Annotated in this window: 3 protein-coding genes; all 3 read right to left on the bottom strand. The window is 73.9% G+C overall.

Translation table 11 applies throughout. From position 1 onward, the window contains the following. A partial coding sequence (locus tag NBW84_RS22345; RefSeq protein ID WP_250287153.1) for a TIGR02680 family protein occupies positions 1–1822 on the bottom strand: 1822 nt, incomplete at its 3' end. Next, on the bottom strand, positions 1819–3201 hold the full coding sequence (locus NBW84_RS22340) for a TIGR02678 family protein (RefSeq protein WP_250287151.1): 1383 nt from the start codon (positions 3199–3201) through the stop codon (positions 1819–1821). The genes NBW84_RS22340 and NBW84_RS22345, both read right to left, overlap by 4 nt. Before the next feature lie 11 nt (positions 3202–3212). Next, entirely contained in the window at positions 3213–4937 is a 1725-nt protein-coding gene (locus NBW84_RS22335) for a TIGR02677 family protein (RefSeq protein ID WP_445548818.1), read from the bottom strand. Between the last annotated feature and the right edge of the window lie 205 nt (positions 4938–5142).

Here is a 5142-nt window from a genome sequence, read left to right as displayed (position 1 = left end):
TTGCCTTTTGTCTCGTGGGCTCGGAGATGTGTATAAGAGAGCGGGTGTACGGCGTCGGCGGCGCGTCGTGGCCGCCGGCCTCCAGACGGGCGATCTCCTCGGCGAGCCGGTCGCGTTCGCCGCCTGCCGCCGCCCGCTCGGCGTCGACCTGGGCCTGCCGGCGGCCGAGCGCGGCGGTGGCCTGCCGGGCCGCGGTGTCCACGGCCGTTGTCACCGGGTTCGGGCCGTCGAGGGTCTCCGCCCATGCTTCCGCGGCGGCCAGCACCTCGTCGGCGTCGGCGACCCGCAGCAGGGCCGTGCCGGCCAGGTAACGCGCGTACGCCTCGAGGAGCTCGGCGCCGCGCCGGGCGGTCAGCTCGTCGGCCTCGGCGATCCGGTTGATCGCGGCCTGCCGCTCGGCGCTGATCCGGTCCAGCTCCTCGCGGGCTGTCCGCGCGGCGGTCTCGGCCGTCCACGCCTGCGTTAGCAGCCCGTCCAGGCGGGTGACGGCGTTGCGCTGCCGGTCGACGAGCGCGGTGCCCGCCCTGGCGGCGGCCGGGTAGGGCGGCTGGTCACCGTCCAGCTCGGCCAGCACCGTGGCATGCCGGTCGGTGATGCGGGCCGCCTCGGCCGCCCGCGCCGCCGTGGACAGCGCGGCGCCGAAGGTCTCCTCGTCCGCGGCGGCGGTCCGCCGGGCGGCGGTGGAACGGGCCTGCCGGCGCCTGACCGCCTCGTCGGCGGACGCGCTGTCGCTCCGGCGGCCGGCGGCGAACCGGGCCAGCCGCTCGGCCTCGGCGCCGGCGGTGCGCAGCGCCTCGGCGTCGCGCATCTCCGGGCTGTCCTGCAACGCCGTCCGCCGCACCTCCAGCGCGGCCCTGGCCGCGGCCAGCTCCTCGAGGCGGTGCTGCGCGGCGGCCAGCGCCTCGCTCGCCGTCTGGTGCGCGCTGTCGGCCTCACCGAGCTCCCGGCCGAACTGTTCGTAGCGGCTGTGCGCCTGTCGCGGCGGTGCCACGGCGCGTTTCGCGGCGACGGCCGCGTAGCGGCGGTAATGGGTCAGGAACGCGTCCGCGGCGGTTCTCGCCTCGTCCAGGCCGCGCAGCGCCTCGCGTTCCTCGTCCAGGCCGCGGAACGCCTCGGCCACGGTCGCCACCAGCGCCGGATCCAGCGGCGGCAACGCCTCGGTCAGCGCCCGGGAGAGCAGCTTCTCGTCGGGCTTCTTCGACAGCTGCGGCTGGCGGAGCTGGATGAGCAGGTTGACCAGCGCCTCGTAACGCTGCGTGCCGAGACCGAACAGTGTCTCGTCCACGGCCCGGCGGTAGTCCGACGCCGTGTCGTACACCGCGCCGTACCCGTCGACGGCCTCCCTGAGCTTGTCCCGGGTCAGCGCCACCCTGGTCGGGCCGACCAGGGACAGCTGCGGGCCGATCCGCTGCCGGGTGACGAAGAACCAGTGCCGGGCGATGCCGCGCCCGGCCACCGCCTTGAGGCCGACACCGATCGTGCGGTACTCGGCGGCGCCGTCCGCGCACAGCCGGCCGAACTCCAGCCAGGTGTACCCCAGCCGTTCGGGATGCGGATGCCGGCCGCCGAGCAGCAGGTTCCACTCCATCCGCTTGTTGCGGTCGCCGTCCGGCTCGACCCGGTGCGCGGCCAGCTCGCCGTCGAGCAGGAACGGCAGGGTCAGCGCGAGCACCTTCGACTTGCCGGTGCCGTTGTTGCCGCGCAGCAGCAGCCGGCCGTCATGGAAGTGGAACTCCTCGACGTCGTAGTAGAAAAGGTCCACCAGGCCGGTGCGCAGCGGCTGCCAGCGCTGCCGGCGCGGCGTGGGTGCCTCGGCGCTCACCCGCGAGCCGCCTTCCTGTCAGTGGTGGTGTCCCTGGTCTGCTCGGCTCTGCCCCGGGCCCGGCCGGCCCCGCTCCCCTGCCGGCCGGTCCCGCTCCCCTGGCCTGCTCTGCTCCCCTGGCCGGTCCTGTTCCCCTGGCCGGCTCTGCCCCGGCCGGTGCGGGCCGCCGGGCCGGTGCGGATCGTCGGCGCCTCGACCGCGTACCGCGCGATCGCGGGCCGGGCGAGCACCATCGGCTGGTCACCGGGGACGTCGACGACCAGCCGCAGCGCGCGCAGCTTGTCCAGGGCCGCGGCGAGCAGTTCGGCGTCGGCGCCCGGCTCGGTGACACCGCGCCGCCAGTAGGCGGCGTGTTCGACCGCCATCTTCCGGACGTGGGCGCGCAGCCGGGCGGTCGGCACCGGTTCGCCACGGCCGGCCGCGGCGGCCAGATACTCGGCGACGAGCAGGGTGACATGGCCGTCGGTGCGCTGTTCGGGCATCCGCACGTCAGTCACCTCGTCGTCGGGGTCGACCATGGCGATGCCCTCGGCGCGCATCTCGGCGACCAGGCCGGTGGCCTCCTCGATCCGCCGGGTGATCGCGTGCCGCTGGCTGGTCAGGTAGGCGCGCTCGTCCTCGGCGAGCTCGTCGTAGTAGACGACCGGGTCGTCCAGCAGACGGCGGGTCAGCCGGTGGCGCAGCGCCCGGTTACGCAGCTCGTCGGTGTCGGCGACCGGCTCGTGGGTCAGCTCGGCCAGCCGCTGGCCGAAGTCCGCGGCCTCGATGGTGGACGGGCCGCGGACGCCGGTCAGCATCGACGCCAGGATCCGGCGGCGCACGTCGTACAGCACGTCACCGGTGTCGGTGAGGTAGGCGTCCTCGTCGCCGGCGACCCGTTCGAGCACGCCGAGGGTGAGCAGCAGCCGGACCACCCCGACCAGGTCGGAACGCTCGTCCCGGCGGCTGAGGGTGAACGTGACACCGGCGGCGGCCAGCTCCGGGTCACTGGCCGCGACGATGATCCCCTCGGCCAGCCGGCCGAGGGTGACCTGCGCGTCGGCCGTCTCCAGCACCACCAGCGCGAGGCAGAGCAGCACGTAACGGCGGCGCCCGAACGGTGCCCGGCCCCGGCCCTCCCGCGCCGGATGCGTGCCGTCCGGATCAGCCGGCACCGTCTTGAACAGCCGCGCCGACTCGACGTCGACGACCAGCCGCCAGCCGGTCTCCACGGCGAGCCATTCGCGCAGCTGCGCGGCGTTGCGGCGGACCAGCCGCAGCGCGTCGTCGTCCGCGCCGGCGCTCAGCAGGGGCTTGGCCAGCAGGATGCGCAGGGCCTTGCGCCGCTGCGCCCGCTTCTCCTCGGTGGACGCGTCCCCGGTCATAGCGCTTCCGGTCATACCGCTTCCCGTCATACCGCTTCCCGTGCCCCGCCGGGCCGCGCCGCGGTCAGATCGACGATCTCGACAAGGTGCTCCGGGCCGTGCAGCACCCCGTCACAGGTCTCGATCGCCACGGTGCCCCCGTCGGGGACGAGCGACAGCCGGATCTCCATGCTGCCGTCGCTGGTGGTGGTCTTCACCTCGGTCTCGCCCGGCAGCCGGGCCGCGAGCGCGTCCCCGAGGACGCCGAGGAACAGCCGGAACGCCTGCCGGTCGAGCACATCGAGGCCGGAGAGCAGGACCGGCCCGGCGGTGGCCAGCCGTTGCCGGGCTGCCGCGGCCTCCTCGGCCTCCCGGGCGGCCTGCTCCTGGAGGAACCGGCGCTGCCCGGCGCGGTCCGCGACCCGGTTGGGCTGCCCGCGCCGCTCGTAGGAGCCGGTCCGGCGCAGCTGCGGGCTGATCCGTACCGGTGGTGCCTGCCGCCACGGCGTGGCCGGCGTCGGCTCGTCATCCTCCCAGGCCGTCAGGGTCTCCTGGGTGACCGTCAGGTGCCGGGCCGAGGTGAGGCCGAACGCCGCCCGCCACAGCCGGTGGGCCGCCGCGTCGTCCGGTGCCTCGGCGAACCAGCGGCTGAGTGCGCGGAAGTCCGCCGACCGGTCCGAACGCCCCGAGCGGCGCTCGTTGAGCGCCGCCACGGTGTCGATGAGCTGGGTGATCGCCGTGACGGCCGCGCCGCGCAGCAGCCGGGCCTGGGACGGATGGCGCGAGTCGGCGGAGAGGAACCAGTCCCGCAGGCCACGCCACCGGTTGCGCCAGTCGGCCAGGGATGCCGCGGCCGCGGCATCGTAGGCGGCGGACGCGTCCGCGTCGATGACGGGACGTCCCCCGGCACCCCTGACAGCGCTCTCGGCGCTCTCAGAATTGTTACTGTCAGTCACAGTACTGCCAGTCACGTTGCCGGTGGCACCGCTGCCGGTGCCGTCGGTGCCGTCGGGGATGTCCGGGACGACGTCGGCGGCCTCCCGGCGGGCGGCGAGCACCAACAGGCGGTCCACGCCGGCTGCCTCGATCCGGCCGAGCAGGGTGGCGATCTCCGCTCCCCGGTTGGCCAGGTCGGCGATGAACCGGTTGATGTAGTCGATGAGCCGCTGCTTGTAGGCGACGAAGGCGTCCACGTTCCCGTCGGCGAAATCAATGACCCGACGCAACGAGGCCATGAATGCCTGTGCGTTGTCGGCGAGCCCGGTGAAACGTTCGGCCAGCGCCAGCAACAGCAGGTGCACCTTTGCCGGATCGAGACGTCCCGGGCCCGCCGCGGCCATCTCCGCCAGTGCGTGCAGCTGGGTGGCGATGTCCTCCAGCGCCACCGACTGCAGCGCGCCCTTGCGGCCGACCGCCTCCTCGTAGACGGTGATCGCGTCCTCGGCGGCCTGCCCGGCCACGGTCAGCTGGTAGAGGTAGCGGGCCCGGTGGAAGTCCTCCACCGTGACCACCCGGGAGGTGTCGGGATCGGCCCGCAGGTTCCCCCACTCGACCAGCTTCTCCAACGCCGCGACCACCGGCTCGGTATCCCCCGGCCGCCCCAGGTCCACGCTGACGTCCTCGGGCCGCATGTGCACGATGAACCGGTCCCGCGCCCGCGCGAACGTCGTCAGCACGTCCCGGTAAAAGGGGGCATTCGGTGCGCTCAGGTGCGCGAACGGCTGTCTGGACGCGCCGTTTGCCGCCCTCTCACCGGTCCCCGCGTCAGCCATCACACCGACCAGTATTACGAACCATCCGCCGCCCACGAAACGCGGGTACCCGGTCACAAACAGTGTTGCACTGGATGCCACCCCGGCATGATCCTCGCGACGGTCTTCTGGCCATCTCCCTCCGCCGCGGGCCGCGGCTGTCAGGCGCGTAGCAGGGTGATGGTGCGGCCGGCAGGGCTGGGGATGGTGGTGATGGTGGTTCTGT

The sequence above is a fragment of the Protofrankia sp. CiP1_Cm_nod2 genome (assembly GCF_920664355.1).
In the GTDB taxonomy this organism is placed as follows: Bacteria; Actinomycetota; Actinomycetes; order Frankiales; family Frankiaceae; genus Protofrankia.
The sequence above is the reverse complement of the archived record's forward strand: the minus strand, read 5'-3'. Positions and strand labels throughout refer to the sequence as shown.